The organism is Pyxidicoccus sp. M6 (genome assembly GCF_055568925.1).
The window spans coordinates 2,044,525-2,060,411 of record NZ_CM145714.1; the positions used below are offsets into that span (position 1 = coordinate 2,044,525).

Consider the following 15,887-nt stretch of genomic DNA (forward strand, 5'->3'; position numbering starts at 1 on the left):
TCACGAAAGGTGCCCGGCTGTGTCTGAGGGGCATGCGCTTCTACTTCCTACTGACGTTGCTGGGGCTGGCCCTCGTGGGCCGGCCCGCCCTCGCGGCTGACGGAGACCTCGGAGTCACGGTGCTCGGCACCGGGCAGGCCGTGTTCGGGGACCAGGTGTGGCCGTACCAGTTGCTCCGGTTGCAGGAGCCCGGCAAGGCCCCCACGTATGCCCAGTGGTTCCCGCCCCGCCAACCGGGCCTCTCGCCCGCGATGATGCTCGCGCGTCCCTACGACGGCATCGCCTGGACGGGCGAGGCGGTGGACGCGAAGTGGGCCGCTCGCGGTGATGGCCTGCACCCGGACGACAGCGAGCCGCACTACCACGCGGGCTCCTCGGTCATCTCCTACGTGCTCAGCAATCCCGACTACATCGCGGCGGAGTCCTTCTACTACCTGTTCAACGACTTCGGCGTGCTCGCCGTCTTCGGCCGCTTCTATGCGGGCGGCGACATCCAGAATGACCGTGACGACATGCACGCGGGCATGCGCTTCCTCGCGCAGGCCCAGGGGGTGGACCGCTCGCGCATCGGTGTCTACGGCGGCTCATGGGGTGGCTTCGAGGCGCTGTACGCCGCGGCGGACGCGCCCACCGGGTCCCGCCCCCGCGTGGGCGTGGCGCTCTTCCCGCTGTCGGACTTCGCGCGGGAGCTGGACTACGTCTTCAACGTCGTCCCCACGCGAGTGACGGACCCGACGCGACTCAACCAGTACTCGACGTTCTTCGAGCCCTACCTGCGCCGCATCCTCGCCACCACTGGCGAGCCTCCAGGCTGGGACTTCAGCCGGTGGACGCGCGAGCACCTGGCCGCGACGCTGAGCACTCCGTTCCTGGTCGTCCACGAGGACTGGGACACCCTGGTGCCGGTGGAGCAGACGCAGACGCTGGCGGCGCTGGCGGGGCCTCGAATCACGCCGCTGTACTTTCAGCACTGGGACCCGGTGGATTGGAACAGCCGGGACCTCGACCACGGTCCGCTGGTGTCGACGTACTGGAGCGTCGTGGAGACGGTGAGCGTGGGCCACCTGCTGACGAACCTGGGGCGGCCCACCCAGTTCCTCGTCGTGCCCTTCACGGAGCAGACGCTGGCCACCTGGCTGTGGGACGTGCGCGTGCTGCAGTGGATGGGACGAGACGTGCGGGCCGTGGCGCCGCTGCTGCGCGAGCTGATGGACCCGCGCGTGTACCTCTTCGAGCCCTCCACCGGCAGGGTGCTGGGCGGCGCCGACTGGGTGACGGCGGTCATCAACATGCTCTGGGGCACGCAGTACACGAGCGCCGCGCTGCGCGACGTGCTCGCGGTGGGGCTGCCTCCCTGAGCGCCGTCACCCGGGGCTCGCCGCGTTGCGGGCCATGCCTCCGACGACGAGGTGGTGGAAGGGCCGGATGACGTTGAAGTACACGGGGCCGGCCCAGTTCCGGTAGTGCACCAGCGTCACCACGTGGAAGCGATGACGCGGGCCACCGGTGGGCTCCATCACCACGGCCAGCGTGGCCTCCAGGTGCTTGTCCGTGGCGGCCACCACCCAGACGTGTTCCTCCTCGGCGTGGCGCACGGTGAAGAACGAGGCCGCGCTGCCCGGCGTCATCGGGATGTCCTCCGGGCGCAGGTGGCGCGGCGGCCGGGGCACGCCGTGCTGCCGCATCCCCAGCAGCCGGACGAAGACGGCTCGCACCCCGAACAGGGCCGTCACCCACGCGGGCTGATAGGACATCAGGCCCGCGAGGAACTCGCGCAGCGTGGCCTGGGACTCCACCGTCTTCACGTCTACGTGGTCCGCGCCCCGGGCGAAGGGGCGGAGCACCTCTGGCAGCTCGGTGGGCGTCCGCGACTGGAAGAGCACGCGCAGGCCCAGCGGGAAGAGGACCCACGCGCCGGTGATGGGCATGGGCACCACGCAGAAGAGCCCCAGCCCGAGCAGGCCCCACCCGAAGCCAGCAGGGGGCGGGCGGTGCAGCTCGCGCTCGAGCCAGTGGGACAGGGCCCCGGCGAGGAGCATGCCGCCTCCGAACGCGAGGAACCAGAAGGCCGCCGCGCGGGCGCTGGTGTCTTCGCCCACGCTGTCGAACACGCCGGCTCGGGCCATCTCCAGCAGCGGTTCCTTGAAGAGCACCAGCCCGACGCCTTCGTGAATCGCGGCGATGAGCATCAGCAGCGACCCGTTCGTCACTCGCATGTGCGGCCTCCCTTCATGTCATCCGATACGGTGCCGTATCGCGATACGGTACCGTATAGAGCGAGGGCCACGCGAATGCGCCCTGGACGCCGGGGAGGGGGGCCGTCAGACTGCGGTCGACGATGAGACGCACTACTGCCCGTTCGCCGGAGCCCGCGCCCTTCCGCAGCATCGAGGACATCCGCAAGAAGCAGCGGGGGCCGGGGCTGACGGCGGAGGACTGGGCGGACGCTGCCCTGTGGAGCCTCGCGGACGGCGTGGAGGCGCTGTCGGTGGAACGGCTGGCCCGAAGCCTGGGCGTGACGAAGGGCGGCTTCTACTGGCACTTCAAGGACCGGGCGGACGTGCTCCAGGCCGCGCTCTCGCGGTGGGAGCGGTTGGCCACCACGGACATCATCCAGCGGCTGGACGCCCTGCCGGACCCGAGGGAGCGGCTGCGCCAGTTGCTGGCACTGACGTTCGAGTTGGGCCCGCACGGGAAGATCGAGGTCGCCATCGTCGCGGGTGCCTCGGCGGACCCTCGCATCCAGCCCGTGCTCGCGCGCGTGTCGCAGCGGCGCATCGACTACCTGGTGAAGCTGTACCGGGCGCTCGGCCTGCCGGCGCGTGAGGCGCGCAACTGGGCGATGCAGGCGTATTCCACGTACGTGGGTCTCCTGCACCTCGCCATCGCCAGCCCGGAGACGCTGAGCACCAGCCGCGCCCGGGCCGAGTACGTGCAACACGTGGCCCGGACGCTGATACCGGCGTGAGGCGCGCTGACGCGCGCACATTCGAGGCAATAGTGCCTCGGGTGCAGATGCTGGTTCCGTGCAGCACCGTGCTGCTTCGAGGCTCGGTGGCCCCACGGATGAGATGGCACGGTGCGCCGTCGCGGGTACGGGTGTGACGGCGCCCGCGCGCCAGCGCGTGGTGGCTGGCGCGCGAGCCGAGCGCTCTACTCCTGCTGCTCCACGTCGATGAAGCACACCTTGTTGTTGGAGGCGCCGCTCCCGTTGCCGAGCGTCAATCGTCCGTCCGTCACGGTGACGTCCGCGCTGGAGGTGACGAAGCGCGCGCTGGTGGTCGGCGTACCGGAGAGCACGAGCTGCCCCTCCACCGCGAGCCTGAAGACGCTGTCGAAGTTGCTCGCGTCACCCGCCGCCAGCGTCACGCGGTACTTCCCCGAGGGCACGGCCAGCTCCCACGACGCATTTGGATTCTCCGGCTTCTGCAGGTGCGTGAGCGTGTCGTAGCGCTCGTCCGGAGACGTGGCGCTGTTCCTGTCGCGCGTCTGCGCGCTGTTGTCCGCGTCCCACCCGTAGCTCAGCCCGTTGCTCCGCGCGCCATAGACGGCGCCCGTGTCGGCGACATATCCCGTGGGCACCGGTGACGTGGCGGGCTGGAAGTTCACCCGCGCGCGCAGGCCATCCCTGTACGTGGCGGTGAGGCTGGAGGCCGTGGCCGGTGTCACGTAGCCATGTGCCCGCGCACCACCGTCCGACCACGAAGCCCACACCTTCCACGCGCCCGTCCCGTCCGCCTGCGCGGGCGCGGTGACGTTCAGCGTGTAGCCCTCCCACGACTTCAGCGTCACCGGAGTGGTGACGGTGCCGCCGTTCACCCCGAGCGACAACCCCGAGGGCACCGAGGCCAGCGTCACGTCCACGATGTTCGGCAGCACGTCGCGCACCACCGTGGTGCTGCGCCCCTGCGAGTCCGTCGCGGTGAGCCGCACCTCGACGTAGCTGGTGGGCACGGCGGCCAGTTCCTCCGGCGCCGGAGCGGTAATCGTCAGGTTGTTGCCGGCCGTCGCCGTGAGCAGCGGGTGGGTGTGGCTGTCATGGTGCAACAGCGCCTCCCACGTGAGGCGGCTGTCCGGCAGCGTGCCGTCCTCCGCGTCCGTGGCGCTGCCCGTCAGCACCAGCGTCTGGCCCACGCGGAAGCGCAGGCTGGTGGACGGCGAGCTGATGGTGGGCACGGGCGCGGTGTTCCCCACGTCGATGCGCACGGTGGCCGCCTGCGTGGACGTGGCGCCTCGCGCGTCCCGCACGGTGAGCGACGCGGTGAAGGCTCCGTTCGCGGAGTACACGTGGCTCGTGGTGGGCGTGGTCGTCTGCACCGTGGCGCTGCCGTCTCCGAACGTCCACACGTACGTCAGCGCGTCACCGTCCGGGTCGCTGCTGGCGCTGGCGTTGAAGGACACGGTGAGCGGCGAAGAGCCCGTGGTGGGCGACGCGGAGACGGAGGCCACCGGTGGACGGTTGCTCGTGCCGGTGTAGTCGATGCGGCGCACCTCGCCGCCGTTCGCATAGGTCGTGTAGTAGAGCGACTGGCCCGCGGCCGACGGGCCGAAGCGCAGCGTCACCGCGGAGCTGCCGCCCAGGCCGGTGGCGAACGCGCTCACCGACACCGCGCTGCCCGAGCGCGTCAGCTTGAACACCTTCCCGCAGACGTAGTCGCTGAAGAAGTACGCGTTGTCGTCACCCGGCGCCCAGGCCCCCACGGGCGCGAAGGCGCCGCCCGTAATCGAGTTGCAGTTCTGGAAGGGCGAGCTGGCCTCGTTGGTGCCGTGCTTGTAGTCGAAAATCGGGTTTGTCATCCCCGCCGGCGGTGTGCCGCAGTCGGTGGTGGAGTTGTTGGCGCAGTGCCCCTCGCGCACGTTCCAGCCGTAGTCCGCGCCCTTCACGCCCTCGTCGATTTCCTCCCAGACGCCCTGGCCCACGTCGTTGATGAAGAAGGTGCTGGTGCCGGGCTGGAAGGCGAAGCGGAACGGGTTGCGCAGGCCCGTGGCGTAGCTCTCCTGGCAGGGGCCGGTGCCGGCCGGGACGCCCGCGGGGTTTCCGCAGCGGCGACTGCCGGCGGCCGCGTACCAGGGGTTGTCCGTGGGGATGCTCCCGTCCTTGCGGATGCGCAGCAGCTTCCCCAGCAGCACGTCCAGCCGGCGCGCGGTGGTGTTCTGCCCGGCGCAGCGGCTCGGGTCTCCGAGCTGGCAGCCGCCGTCACCCACGCTGATGTAGAGCAGCCCGTCCGGCCCGAAGTGCAAATCCCCCCCGTTGTGGTTGCCCGCGGTGGAGGGGATGTTGTCCACCAGCACCACCTCGCTCGCCGGGTCCACCACGTTGCTGTCCGCCAGCGTGAAGCGCGACACGCGGTTGACGGCGACGTTGGTGATGTTCGTGGTGCAGGTGTTGAACTTGTTGAACGTGTAATAGACGTAGATGTGGCGCGTGGTGGCGAAGGCCGGGTCCACCGCCACGCCCAAGAGGCCGCGCTCGGAGTTGGTGCAGAGCCGCGCGCTCAGGTCCAGGGCCGGCGTCGTCAGCAGCACGCCGCCGGAGACGACGCGCAGCCTCCCCGGCTGCGTGGTGATGAGCAGCCGCCCATCCGGCGTGAAGGCCAGCGCCGTGGGCTGCGCCACCGTCGCCACCAGCGAGTCCGTGTAGGACGGCGGCAGGGTGATGGCCGAGGCCGCGCGCTCCAGCGCCGCGTCGTCAGGGCCTTCGGATGAGGGCTCCGGCGCGCAGGCCAGGGAGATCAGGAGAAGCCAGGTGCACCGCAGGGAGAACAGCCGTCGAGGTGTCATGGATGACTCCGAAGAGGGTCATTCAGCACCTTGGTATTTGCTGTTTAGTCCTGTTTTTCGCGAGTAGTAACTCTCGTGCCTGTCGGGCACTGAACGGCAAACGGGCCCGGCCGTGAGGCGCGTTCAGTGCCGGCCGTGGCCGCCGCCGCGCGAGTGGCCTCCGCCTCCTGGCGACGCGGAGTGGCCGTGCGAGGAGGAGTTGCCCCAGCGCCCCGTGCCGCGGCCGCGGTAGCCGGAATCATGGCCGCGGTAGCCGGAATCATGGTCGCGGTAGCCGGAATCATGGCTGCGGTAGCCGGAATCATGGCTGCGGTAGCCGGAATCATGGCTGCGGTAGCCGTAGTCGCGGCTGCGGTAGCCGGGGCTGTAGTAGCTCCGGTAGCTGGGGCGGTAGCTCCGGTAACCGTAGTCCCGCACGCGGTAGCCGTAGTGGTGCACCGGATAGCGGTAGCGGTGCCACGTGTAGCGATAGACGTGGGGGGAGCCCCAGCGCGTGCTCACCGTGACGTACGGGTAGACGGGCACCGTCACCCGCACCGAGCCGCGCATGGCCCAGCCGCCCCAGGAGAAGGACCAGGACGGGCCCCGGTGGACCCAGCGGGGCGAGACGAAGACGAGGCCCGGGCGGGGCGGCTCCACCCACGTGCCCTCAATCCACACCCAGTTGTCGCCCTCCCAGTACCAATAGCCGGGCGTCCACGTGAGGTTCGGCGAGGGCGCCGGAGGCGGCTCCTCGTACCGGGCCTCGGGCGGCGCCTGCGTCGTGGTCAGCGCCTCGCCCGAGGGCTCCACGGAAATCTCCACCATGTTCGAGTCGGGGCGCGCCCAGCCGCCGGGCACCCACCGCCAGCCCTGGCTGTCCTGCTCCCAGTAGCCGTTGATGAAGCGGTAGCCCGGCATCGGCGCCACCCACGTGCCGGAGACGTAGCGCCAATCATTCCCGTCCCAGTCCCAGTGGCCGGAGGCCCACACCGCGCCCGCGTAGGGCCGGGTGGTGGGCCGCTCGTCGGGCAGTTCGGGAGGCGCGGACGGCGCGGTGGGGACCGCGTCCTCCTCCGGCGTGTCGTCGTTGGAGTCGTAGTCGCCGTCGTCGGAGGACTCGTAGCGGGAGTCGTCGGGGTCCTCGGCGGGGCGCGGGCTCGTCTGGCCATGCACCACCGGCGCCGCCAGCAGGGCCACCAGGCAGAACCAGTATCGAGGCGTCATGACGTCATCTCCGTTGGGGGCGGAACCTTCTCCGCGTTGGGGCACCGGACGGAAGCCTCGCCCCGGGGTTCGAAGGTAGGGACGGCCACGGTTCGTTTCTATTCACGCTTTGCCCCAACTGTTGCCTGCCTACTGTTGCAAGGCGGGGAATTCCGAAGAAACTCCCGGCATGTACCTCGTCGCCGCCGTGGTGGCCGTGGTGGTTCTGTCGCTGCTCGCGCTCAGCGTCCTGCGCTCGCGTGGGGACCTGCTGAGCACCATCCGGCAGGGGAATGCCGCGCGGGTGGAGGCGTTGCTGCGCAAGAGGCCGGAGGCGCTCGCCGCCGCGCGCGAGTCCGTGCGCGGGCCGCTCCAGGCCGCCGCGGCGAAGGGGAGCCGCGACATCGTCGAGCTGCTGCTGGCGCGCGGCGTGGACCCGGCGGGCATCGACGGCTGGGGGCAGGGCGCGCTGCACGTGGCGGCGCTGCACGGCCACGTGGACCTGGTGCGGCGCTTCCTGGAGTTGGGCGTGGACGTGAATCAGCGCGCGCGGCGGGCCACCTCGGACAAGGTGCCGGCGCGGCCGGGGGCCACTCCGCTGCACTTCGCCTGCGGCGCCGGGCAGCTCGAGGTGTTGAACGTGCTGCTGGAGAAGGGCGCCGCCTGGGACGCGGTGGATGAGCGTGGCCTCTGCGCGCTGCACGAGGTGGCCGCGCGCTCCGGCTCGGTGGAGGTGGCGCGGCGGCTGCTGGAGCTCGGGAGCGTGGTGGACGCGGTGGACTGCCTGGGGCAGACGCCGCTGATGCTGGCGCTGGCGTACAAGCGCACCGCGCTGGCGTCGCTGCTGGTGGCCCATGGCGCGAGCCCCCATGCGCGCGGGCCCATGGAGTTCACCCCGCTGCACCTGGCGGCGCTGCGTGGCCTGGAGGACCTCGTGTCCGCGCTGCTGGCCGCGGGGGCGAACCCGCTCGCGGCGAATGACCTGGGGCACAAGCCCGTGGACGTGGCCCGCGCCGAGGGGCATGCCTCGGTGGCGACCCTGTTGGAAGAGGCGGGGGCCCGGATGGCGGTGACGTCCGTGGTGCCGGAGCCCACTCCCCAGGACGAGGGCGCGGCGGTGGTGGCACCGCCGCGGCCCCGGACGTCGGAGGGTTAGCCGACTACTGCTTCACCAGCACCAGCTCGCGCGTCTGGATGAGGTCCACGTCGCCGGTGAAGCCGGAGAACTGCTCGTACTGCTTCGGGAAGACGCGGGTGCGCGGCACGCGCAGCGACTCGGTGATGGAGAGGGTGTTGCCCTCCTGCTTCTCCGAGCGCGTGAAGCGGCCGAAGGCGTTGTCCACGTTGAGTGACGCCTGCGGGTCCGCCAGCTTCCAGCCGCCCGGCAGCTCCAGCGTCACCTGCGTGCGGCTGGCCTCGGTGTTGTCGATGTAGAGCGGCGTCGTGCGCGTGCTGAGCTGCACGTAGCGCCGGCCGAGCTGCGCCGGGAAGGTGAGGGGCCCCAGCGCCATCCGCTTGTCGCCCTCCATCCGGCCGAAGCGCGGCACCGTGAACTCGTAGTGCAGCACGAAGGGCGCGCCCACCTGCTCCTCGTGCTCCAGCTTCACGCCGGACAGCGACGCCCCACCGAAGTACCGCGCCACCGCGCCCTGGAGCGCCTGGTTGCGGCTCTCCGCCGAGAGCTGGCTGAAGGCCTCCGCAATCTGCGCCGCCTCGAAGCCGGAGTACACCTCTACTCCCTTGCCCGTGAGCTGCCCGTCCGCGGAGAGCTTCAGCGCCAGCTTCACCTCCTTGCCGGGCGCCTCCTTCATGGGCGGCGTCTCCACCTTCTCCAGCGCACGGCCGGGCTCGGGCAGGAGATACGCCTCGCGCCCGCCCATGGCCGGCTCCGGCAGCTCGCCGAAGGGGCCGAAGCGCACCGACGTGTCCACCCACACCGGCCCGGTGCCCGGCACGTCCACGCGGAGCGCGGCGAACGGCAGCAGGCTGTCCTGCGGGAAGAGGTACGGCGCCGGGTCCGTGTTGAACGTCCGGATGGCCACCACGCGCGCCGGAATGCCGAGCACGTCCAGGCTGGCCTTCATCAACAGCAGCCGGCTGCCCCGGTCCTGCGCCGCCGTGGACGCCGCGGACTGGCCCAGCCCCGAGTCGTGCCCGGAGAAGCGCTGCATCACCGCCGCGTGCAGCGCCTTCACCGCGTCCAGGCCCGTCTTCCCCTCGGCCGCCTTGCGTGCGAAGGCCTCCACCTCCGTCGTGCGCTGCCAGCGTTCCTGGAACACGTCGCCGTAGACGCGCACCAGCCCGTCGTTGCCCGTGGCTCCGGCGCCCACCAGCACGAAGGGCAGGTACTCATTGGCGGACGGCGGCGAGTCCGGCTCGGCGATGAACGGCGGCACGCGGCGCGCCTCGTAGTGGAAGACCTCCATGTCGCCCTCCACCTTCGGCGGCGGCGCCTTCATGCCGTGCGCGTCCACCTTCATGCCGCTGCCCTTGGGGGCCACCACCGTGTACGTCGTCCACGCGTTCGGCTGGTTGGCAATCTGGAAGTAGAAGGCGGACGCGGTGAAGCCCGGCTGCGCGGGGCCGCGCGGGCCTTCCGCCAGCAGGTACTCCACCTCGATGTAGTCACCCACCTGCACGCCGGGCAGGCTCACCGTGTCCTTGCCCTCGATGTTCTCCGGCTCCAGCACGCGGCCGTCCGCCTTCAGCGTGCGCAGCGCCAGCACCTGCGCGCCGCGAGGCACGGTGACCTCGGCGATGTCCTGCACGCCGGACTGCTCCAGCGCCTTCTGAACCGTGTGGATGCGGTTGATGATGCTGCCGTCCGGGTACACGCGCACCGCGGCCGCATCCAGCACGAAGGCCGCCGAGGCACCGCCCGTCACCGGCTCCGCCTCGTACGCGCGGATGGCCTCGCGCCCGTCGATGGCATAATCCTGCAGCACCTCCTTGCCCGTCTTCGCGCGCTCCACCGCGCGGCGCAGGGACAGGTCCTCGCCCTCGATGGCCAGCGCCTTCTCGCGCAGCGCCAGCGCCTCGGCGGGCTGGCCCGCGTACTCGCGCACGTCCGCCATCCGCTTCACGAGGTCCGCGTTGCGCGGCCACACCTTCGCCAGCTCGCGCAGCACCGCCGTCGCGTCGTCGTAGCGGCGCAGGCCCACGTAGATGTTGGCCAGCGAGGTGCCGGTGCTCACGCTGGCCGGGTCCTTCTCCAGCATGTCCGCGTACAGCTTCGCCGCGGCCTCCATGTCGCCGCGCGTGCGCGCGTGCTCGGCCTCGCGCACCGTCATGCCCGGGCAGCCGCGCTGCGCCTCCACCAGCGAGTCCCCGCGCTCCACCGCGTCGCGCCGGCGCGCCAGGCTGTACTGGAGACCCAGCGCCTCGCACAGGCCCGGCTGCGCATCCAGCGCGGCCTGCAGCGACTCCTCCGCCAGCGACTCGACGTCCAGCGCCAGCGCCGCGCGCGCCCGCGTCAGCGACACGAGGAAGGCGGGCGGGCCCTTCGTCGCGTCCACCGCCTTCAGCGTCTCCAGCGCGGCGGCCGGCTGGCCGTCATCCAGGAAGAGGTCCGCGCGCACCAGCATCGCCGCCACGTTGCCCGAATCTTTCGCCAGCGCCGCCTCCAAATCCCGCGTGGCCCGGCCGCGCGCCACCTTGGTGGGCACCGTGCGGTCCACCACGGACAGCTCCGCGCGCAGCTCCAGCAGGGTCGGCGTGTTGGCGTCCACCGCCGCCATCAGCCTGCGCGCGCCGTCCGCGTCGCGCCCCAGGCCGTCGCGAATCGCCAGCACGGTGGCGAGCAAATCCCCCGCCTCGCCCTCCAGCGCGGCCTTCAGCGACTCCGCCGTCGGGTAGACGCCCGGCGTCTCCTCGCGCGCTTCCGCCCCCCGGCCCCACGGCTGCGGCGCGGCCCCGGTGGCGGCGGTGAAGCGCACGTTGGACGGGCGCCCGTCCACGCGCAGCAGGGAGAAGGTGAGCAGGCCGGAGGTTCCGGCCTTGAGCTGGCGAATCAGGAAGCGGTGCTTGCCCGCGGGCAGGTCCACCGTGCGCGCGGTGACGGTGGAGGTGGTGCGCTCCCAGCCGCGGCGCTCCAGGAGCGGCGCGCCGTCCAGAATCACCTGGTGCGACGTGCCGCTCACCGAGCGCACCACGTACTCGCCCGGCTCCGTCACCTCCGCGTCGAAGGCGAGCACGTACAAGTCACCCTCACCGGGCTCACCGCCCAAGTCCAACCGGCCGTCCGGCGCGCGCAGCGTGCGCACGGGCTGCGGGCCGAAGGGGCTGTTGAAGGGGCCCGCCAGCGCGCCCGTCTTGCTCACCGGGTCCTCCTCGGCCCACGACAGGATGTGGAAGGGGGAGAAGGGGCCCACGAGCGACGCCTCGCCCGCGCCGCCCAGCTCGTACAGCGCCGCGTCCCGCGCCTTCGCGTCGCCGCGCACCACCTGCACGGACAGGCGCGCGCCGCGCAGCAGGTACGCGGCCTCGCCCGCCACGCCCGCCGCCAGCGCCCGGTCCGCGCCCTTGAGGATGTCGTCGTCCAGCGCCTTCGACGTGCCCACCGAGTCGAGCATGTAGCGCGCGGCGAACACGGCCAGCGGATGCCGGGGCGAGCGCGCCGCCAGCTCGATGGCGGCGGCCAGCGCCCGGTCCGTGCGGCCCGCGCGCCGGGCCATCAGGTGCTGCCCGGCCAGCGCGTACGCGTCTCCCGCGTCCTTCGCCACGGCCGCGTCGAAGCGCTGCTGCGCGAGCGCGTTGTCACCCGTCACCAGGAACGCGTGGAAGCCCGCGAGCGCGAGCGTGCGCGCCTCGTCGGTGCCCTTCTGGGCCCGCTCGGCGGCGGACTCCAGCACGTGCGGCGTGACGGAAGAGGAGGACTTGGGGCAGCCGGTGAGGGCGGCGAGGACGGCGAGCGCGGTGAGTCCGCGACGGAAGGTGCGCATAGGAGGGCCGAAGGGATAATGCAATCCCTCGTGGGTGGCCATATTCCCCTGCGCTGGATGTCCTCGCGCGGTCGGTTCGCGCCCGCTACCGCCGCTTGCCGCCCCTGGGCGGTGCCTTGGCGGGCTGCTTCTTGGGCGGCGGAGGCGGTGGCGCCTTCTTGGGCGTCACGGCCTTGGCCGGCACCGTGCTGGCTGTGACGGCCTTGGCCACCGGAGTCACCACGGGGGGCACTGGAGCCGTCGTCCCCGGGGGCGGGGCCTGGCGCACGGTGTAGACGAAGTCGTCGGCGCGGCAGGTGCCCTCGATGCAGCCGAAGGCGGACAGCGGCGTGATGCTGAATCGCTCCATCCACCCCGGCCCCAGGTTGAGCGGCTCGGCGATGGCGCGCTGATCCTTGCCGCGACCCACATACGCCTGGAGGATGCCGTCGGCGTCCACCTTGATTTCCAGCGCCGCCTCACCGTCGGGGGCGGGCTGGCCCAGCATGGTGCCGTGACGCTCGCCCAGGCCCCACTCCAGCCGCAGGGGGGCCCTGGCTCCGTTGTGGAAGAGCGCCACGTAGCGGCCCTCGGTGCCCACGAGCAGCAGCGCGGCCATCGCCTCTGGCGGAGGCCCGAAGGCCACGGTCCGAGCGCGGCGCAGCCACGTGAGGGGCTGGGCCTCCACGCGGACGCGGGCACTGAGCGAGGCGATGTCGCCCTCCATGGTCCCCTGGTCCACGCGGACGAGCCCCGCCCGCGACGGGCTGTCTTCCCCGGGAGGGAAGACGAGCGCCTTGTCCTCGATGACCAATGGCCGGCCGTTCACCAGCAGCTTCGGGGAGTCCGGCCCCTCGCCCAGGGACACCGTGCGCTTCTCCTGGCCTTCCGATATCCGGCCCGGCCATGGGCCCGTCGGCAGCGGCGCCAGCTTGCCCATGAGGGTCTCGCCCGGCTGCAACTGCTCGGGCTGCTCGGCGCTGCGCAGCCAAGCCACGCCCAGCACTCCGAGCGCCGCCACCACGGTCAGCACCTCCGCCGTCTGCAGCGTGCGCCGCACCACCTTGCGCACGCCCTGACGGAAGCGCTGCATGCGCGTCTGCTTCATCGGGAGCAGCGACGGCAGGCTGCCGGGCACCAGCACTTCCAGGTCCGCGATGAGCGCCGTCACCGACGGGTAGCGGTCATCCGGGTCCGGCTTGAGGCACCGCGTGACGATGGCGTCCAGCCGCGGGTCGATGCCCGGCTTGCGCCGCGATGGAGGATCAAACGTGCCCAGCGGCACTTCACCGGTGAGCCACTCGTAGAGGATGACGCCCAGCGAGAAGATGTCCGCGCGCGCGTCCGCGTTCTTCGCGTCCACGCGCTGCTCGGGCGCCATGTACGACAGCGTGCCCATGGACACGTGCGTGGACGTGAGCGCGAAGCGCGACGAGGGGCTCGCGTCCGCGAGGAACGAGGCCAGCCCGAAGTCCGACACCTTGGCGATGCCGCCCGCCTGCTGGTCCAGCAGGATGTTCTCCGGCTTCAGGTCGCGGTGGATGACGCCGCGGCCGTGCGCGTACTCGATGGCCCGGCAGATTTCGAGCATCCGCCGCAGGGCGACCATCGGGTCCAGGTCCGGCGAGCGGATGAGCTCGCGCAGCGACGGGCCGTCCACGAACTCCATCACCAGGTAGTACGTGGTGTCGTTCTTGCCCTTGTCGACGATGGAGACGATGTGCGGGTGGCTCAGCGCCGCCAGCGCGGCGGCCTCCTTCTGGAAGCGCGCGATGAAGGACGGGTCCTTCGCCAGCTCCGGGTTGAGGAGCTTCACCGCCACCGTGCGGCCGAGCGAGAGCTGGGTGGCCTTGTGGACCTCACCCATTCCGCCGCTACCGACGAGCTTCTCGAGGTGGTAGCCGCTGATGAGGTCCGGAGAGCGTGGCCGGCTGATCGCGGTGGGGTCGATTGAGGACATGGCGGTTGAGGGGCCGCCAGGGTAGCAGAAACGCGCGGGTGTACTATCCGGTCATCACGGGTCGCCGGTGCCCCCCCAGGCAGGCGACCCGGCGGCCGTCAGTGTCCCGAGGCGGGCGAGCGGCCCACCGCCTGCCGCAGGCTGTTGCGGACCTGGTCCAGCGACGAGCGCATCTGCCCGTGGCGCACCGACGCCGCCACCGCGCGCGACAGCGACTTCAGCAGGCTGATGTCCTCCGGCTTCCACACGCGCGCCTGCCGGCAGTCCTCGAAGCCCACCACGCCCCACCACTGCGTCCGTGAGGGGTGGATGGGGCACAGCAGCACCGACTGCGTGCCCTGGCGCTCCAGCAGGTCCTTCATCATCGGCGGCGCGTCGCGCGTGGGGCACGCCACCACCATGCCCGCCTCCAGCATGTCCACCCAGCCCGGCGCGAAGTCGCGGAAGGAGAAGGCGCGCAGCACGGGGTTGGCCAGCGGCGACGGCGTGGGCGGCTCCGCCCAGGCGTGGCGCATGTCCGTGATGAAGCGGCCGTACGTGCCGTGGACCCGGTTCTCGAAGATGTAGGCCCGGTCCACCCCGAGCGAGTGACCCACCAGCCGCAGCGCCTCGCCGCCGGTGGTTCCGCCCAGTCCTTTCTCCAGCAGCAGCTTCGACGCCTCAGACACCTTCGCGAAGGCTTCAATCATTTGAGGGGGCACTCCAGAACGAGGGGGTAACAGTGAGTTCCGCCACTATCCGGAACGGTCTGTCATTCGCTGAAGTCGTATTAAGCAGGATTACTCTGTTCCTGTCAAATCTCAGACTCACTGAATGTGTCGAAGCCGTCGCGGAGAGAATGACCCGGGAGGGGCGAAACAGACCTCTCATCCTTGTCGAGTGCGTGCCCGGTGAGACGCGCGGGCCGGGTGGAGTTGGACCCTTGGAAAAGACGACGGGGGCGCCTCCCTTGGAAGAGGCACCCCCGCCCGTGTGACTGGAAACTGTAAATCCGGAATTACTTGGTCTCGGCGGCCGTCTCGGTCTTGGGGGCGGCCTTCTTGCCGGACTTCTTCGCGGGCTTGGCCTCGGGCTTGGCCTCGGCGGTGGGGGCGGCCTCAGCAGGCTTGGCCTCGGGAGCGGGAGCGGCCTCGGCGGGCTTGGCCTCGGCGGCGGCCGGCTTGGTCTCGGCGGCGGCCGGAGCAGGAGAGTTGGCAAACGCGGTGGCGGCGGCGAGGAGGGCGGCGGCGAACACGGTCTTCATGGAAAGCTCCGTTGGGGGGGGCACGACGCTGGATTGCGTCGCGTTGCCGTCCGGACGCTTGAGCAGCCGGCATGCCAGGAGGCCCTCCCGAGGGAAGCGCGGGTGCAAGGCGCAGCTGCCTGGGGAGAAACTCCACGGTTGGCGAACCAACAGTGGGGGCCTGCTCCCCAGGCGAGCGCATGTCGCTTTGACGACACCGGAGCAGTTGAGCAAGCTGCGTGCGCTACCGGCTGACATCCGGTGGCAGGCCCGGGCCTCACGCCACGCATGTCGCGCGGCCGCGGTGCGGGAGAGACGGTGTATGCGGTCCCTGCGGCTCGTGACGGCGGTGGCATGGCTGGGTGTCGGCTGTGCGGGACGAATCACGCCCGCGCAGCTCGAGGCCCAGGTGCTGGAGAAGGAGCGCTGGCAGCGCGAGTACGAGGCGGAGCGCGAGCGGACGGAAGTGCTGGCGGTGCGCATGGCCGCGCTGGAGGCCCGACTGGAGCGGCTGATGCTGGAGCGCGCCGAGGCGGAGCAGGGGCGCGCGGCGGTGCTGGAGGAGCTGGTGCGCACCGAGGCGGACCGGCACGCGCTGGAGGAGCACAACACGCAGCTCCTGGCGCTGGAGCGGCAGCTCAACGAGCTGAAGGAACTGAAGGAGATGCACGAGGAGCTGTCGGACGTCTGGTACGAGTCCGCGCTGGAGCGCGCTCGGCGCCGCATGCAGCCGCCGCAGCCGACCAGCCCCCCGCCGCAGGACGGCGGCAAGACGGGAGCACCCTAGCAGGCGGGACGGGCCGGCCCGCGACGCGCCCGC

Annotated in this window: 11 protein-coding genes; 4 read left to right on the forward strand and 7 right to left on the reverse strand. The window is 71.4% G+C overall.

Features of this window, described 5'->3' with window-relative positions:
- The first annotated feature begins 32 nt into the window (after nt 1–32).
- The gene (locus ACVTJA_RS08565) at nt 33–1,358 is read left to right on the forward strand and encodes an alpha/beta hydrolase family protein (protein ID WP_465835415.1); all 1,326 of its coding nucleotides are present in this window, start codon (nt 33–35) and stop codon (nt 1,356–1,358) included.
- Between the two features lie 6 nt (nt 1,359–1,364).
- On the opposite strand, the gene ACVTJA_RS08570 is transcribed toward ACVTJA_RS08565, so the two are convergent.
- A complete protein-coding gene (locus ACVTJA_RS08570; protein WP_465835417.1) occupies nt 1,365–2,216 on the reverse strand; it encodes a DUF6463 family protein in 852 nt (283 codons plus the stop codon).
- Between the two features lie 122 nt (nt 2,217–2,338).
- Here ACVTJA_RS08570 and ACVTJA_RS08575 point away from each other — a divergent pair, with 122 nt between their 5' ends.
- On the forward strand, nt 2,339–2,968 hold the full coding sequence (locus ACVTJA_RS08575; protein ID WP_465835419.1) for a TetR/AcrR family transcriptional regulator: 630 nt from the start codon (nt 2,339–2,341) through the stop codon (nt 2,966–2,968).
- Nucleotides 2,969–3,153: 185 nt separating this feature from the next.
- Here the strand turns inward: ACVTJA_RS08575 and ACVTJA_RS08580 are convergent, their stop codons facing one another.
- Together ACVTJA_RS08580 and ACVTJA_RS08585 are read right to left on the reverse strand one after the other, a co-directional pair.
- On the reverse strand, nt 3,154–5,781 hold the full coding sequence (locus tag ACVTJA_RS08580) for a PQQ-dependent sugar dehydrogenase (RefSeq protein ID WP_465835421.1): 2,628 nt from the start codon (nt 5,779–5,781) through the stop codon (nt 3,154–3,156).
- A 123-nt stretch (nt 5,782–5,904) separates the two neighbouring features.
- Nucleotides 5,905–6,987: a hypothetical protein gene (locus ACVTJA_RS08585; RefSeq protein ID WP_465835423.1), complete on the reverse strand. Its 1,083-nt coding sequence runs from the start codon at nt 6,985–6,987 to the stop codon at nt 5,905–5,907.
- A 169-nt stretch (nt 6,988–7,156) separates the two neighbouring features.
- Between ACVTJA_RS08585 and ACVTJA_RS08590 the strand changes: the two genes are divergently transcribed.
- Nucleotides 7,157–8,122, forward strand: coding sequence for an ankyrin repeat domain-containing protein (locus tag ACVTJA_RS08590; protein ID WP_465835425.1), 966 nt, complete (start codon nt 7,157–7,159; stop codon nt 8,120–8,122).
- Between the two features lie 4 nt (nt 8,123–8,126).
- Here the strand turns inward: ACVTJA_RS08590 and ACVTJA_RS08595 are convergent, their stop codons facing one another.
- The 4 genes from ACVTJA_RS08595 to ACVTJA_RS08610 all read right to left on the reverse strand — a co-directional run bounded on the left by ACVTJA_RS08595 (nt 8,127) and on the right by ACVTJA_RS08610 (nt 15,088).
- Entirely contained in the window at nt 8,127–11,906 is a 3,780-nt protein-coding gene (locus ACVTJA_RS08595; RefSeq protein ID WP_465835427.1) for a hypothetical protein, read from the reverse strand.
- 85 nt (nt 11,907–11,991) lie between these two features.
- Entirely contained in the window at nt 11,992–13,845 is a 1,854-nt protein-coding gene (locus ACVTJA_RS08600) for a serine/threonine protein kinase (RefSeq protein WP_465835429.1), read from the reverse strand.
- A gap of 98 nt (nt 13,846–13,943) precedes the next feature.
- Complete coding sequence (locus ACVTJA_RS08605) at nt 13,944–14,534, reverse strand: GAF domain-containing protein (protein WP_465835431.1); 591 nt, start codon at nt 14,532–14,534, stop codon at nt 13,944–13,946.
- Between the two features lie 308 nt (nt 14,535–14,842).
- A complete protein-coding gene (locus tag ACVTJA_RS08610) occupies nt 14,843–15,088 on the reverse strand; it encodes a hypothetical protein (RefSeq protein ID WP_465835433.1) in 246 nt (81 codons plus the stop codon).
- 301 nt (nt 15,089–15,389) lie between these two features.
- On the opposite strand from ACVTJA_RS08610, the gene ACVTJA_RS08615 reads away from it, so the two are divergent.
- Entirely contained in the window at nt 15,390–15,854 is a 465-nt protein-coding gene (locus ACVTJA_RS08615) for a hypothetical protein (protein ID WP_465835435.1), read from the forward strand.
- Nucleotides 15,855–15,887: the final 33 nt, after the last annotated feature.

Bases quoted from the DNA above. Each gene is read 5' to 3' on its own strand.
- ACVTJA_RS08580 (WP_465835421.1), bottom strand. From the start codon at position 5,781: ATGACACCTCGACGGCTGTTCTCCCTGCGGTGCACCTGGCTTCTCCTG.
- ACVTJA_RS08600 (WP_465835429.1), bottom strand. From the start codon at position 13,845: ATGTCCTCAATCGACCCCACCGCGATCAGCCGGCCACGCTCTCCGGAC.
- ACVTJA_RS08585 (WP_465835423.1), bottom strand. From the start codon at position 6,987: ATGACGCCTCGATACTGGTTCTGCCTGGTGGCCCTGCTGGCGGCGCCG.
- ACVTJA_RS08565 (WP_465835415.1), top strand. From the start codon at position 33: ATGCGCTTCTACTTCCTACTGACGTTGCTGGGGCTGGCCCTCGTGGGC.
- ACVTJA_RS08610 (WP_465835433.1), bottom strand. From the start codon at position 15,088: ATGAAGACCGTGTTCGCCGCCGCCCTCCTCGCCGCCGCCACCGCGTTT.
- ACVTJA_RS08575 (WP_465835419.1), top strand. From the start codon at position 2,339: ATGAGACGCACTACTGCCCGTTCGCCGGAGCCCGCGCCCTTCCGCAGC.
- ACVTJA_RS08605 (WP_465835431.1), bottom strand. From the start codon at position 14,534: ATGATTGAAGCCTTCGCGAAGGTGTCTGAGGCGTCGAAGCTGCTGCTG.
- ACVTJA_RS08570 (WP_465835417.1), bottom strand. From the start codon at position 2,216: ATGCGAGTGACGAACGGGTCGCTGCTGATGCTCATCGCCGCGATTCAC.
- ACVTJA_RS08595 (WP_465835427.1), bottom strand. From the start codon at position 11,906: ATGCGCACCTTCCGTCGCGGACTCACCGCGCTCGCCGTCCTCGCCGCC.
- ACVTJA_RS08615 (WP_465835435.1), top strand. From the start codon at position 15,390: ATGCGGTCCCTGCGGCTCGTGACGGCGGTGGCATGGCTGGGTGTCGGC.
- ACVTJA_RS08590 (WP_465835425.1), top strand. From the start codon at position 7,157: ATGTACCTCGTCGCCGCCGTGGTGGCCGTGGTGGTTCTGTCGCTGCTC.